Origin of the sequence: Arthrobacter sp. R4, from assembly GCF_051365025.1 — a bacterium.
GTDB lineage: Bacteria > Actinomycetota > Actinomycetes > Actinomycetales > Micrococcaceae > Arthrobacter.
In genome coordinates, this window is the sequence record NZ_JBLWIJ010000011.1 from 1 (window position 1) to 994 (window position 994).

The 994-nt window shown below is 65.2% G+C and carries 1 protein-coding gene and 1 pseudogene; both read right to left on the minus strand.

Annotated elements, in window-relative coordinates; all coding sequences use genetic code 11:
• Window positions 1–163: 163 nt before the first annotated feature.
• Window positions 164–685 (minus strand): gluconokinase, encoded by a 522-nt coding sequence (locus tag ACLKOZ_RS08360; RefSeq protein ID WP_436474284.1) that lies wholly within the window; start codon window positions 683–685, stop codon window positions 164–166.
• A 5-nt stretch (window positions 686–690) separates the two neighbouring features.
• A pseudogene (locus ACLKOZ_RS08365) lies at window positions 691–994 on the minus strand (L-idonate 5-dehydrogenase); the annotation flags it as partial.

Here is a 994-nt window from a genome sequence, read left to right on the forward strand (position 1 = left end):
CGCCTCCCTCAGGAGGCGCGACACACTGGGGCGCGAAAGGTGTTCAGCTGTGGCGATGTCGTTTTGCAGCATGCCTTCGACGAAGTACCGGCGGGCCACGCGTCCCAAAAGCCGGTCGTGCAGGTCCTCTTCCGCCCGGCCCACCGTACTTAGCCTGACGCGGTCAAGGCTGACGGGCGGGCGCAGGAACCTGGAGCCCGCTTCGGACAAGGCCCACTGCTTCCTCCACCGTCAGCTGCGCGGGAACGCGGATATGCGCCTCGTCCGCCTCCGGTGGTTCCAGCGTCGCGAGTTGGGAGGCCAGAAGCGTTGCCGGCATAAACTCGTGTTCCCGCGTTTCGAGCCGGCGGGCGATGATGTCCGCCCCGCCGTCAAGGTAGACCAGGACCAGATCAGGCACCTGGCTTCGCAGCAAGTCGCGGTAGGAGCGCTTGAGCGCCGAACAGGCGACAACACTGGGCTCGCCGTTGCTGACTCCGCCGGTTATGGCTGAGCCCACCACCCCCAGCCACGGGATTCTGTCCGCATCAGTGAGGGGAATACCCGCTGCCATAAGGGCCTTGTTCGCCGCCGGATGAAGGTCATCGGCGTCGACAAAGGTAATGCCAAGGCTCTGTCCCAGCGCAGCACCCAGGACGCTCTTGCCGCTTCCCGACACGCCCATGACCACCATCGGCCGGATCATCACGCTCACGACGTACTCCAATCAACTGCGGTGGACGGCACAGTTCCCGCCGCCGCCGGACCGAAGCTGAGGAGGACCTTGCCGGATTCGGCGGAGTTGCGGGCTGTTTCGAAGGCTTCGAGGGCCTGGTTGAGGGGGTAGGTGTGGGTGATGACGGGGTTGATGTGCAAGGTGCCGTCGGCGAGGGCTGTGATGACGTCGTCGATCTCGTCATTGAACCGGAACGAGCCTTTGAGGTCCAGTTCCCGGGTGATGGCCAGGGAGATCAGGACCGGCTGGGGTCCGGTGGGCAGGAGCCCGACCATGACC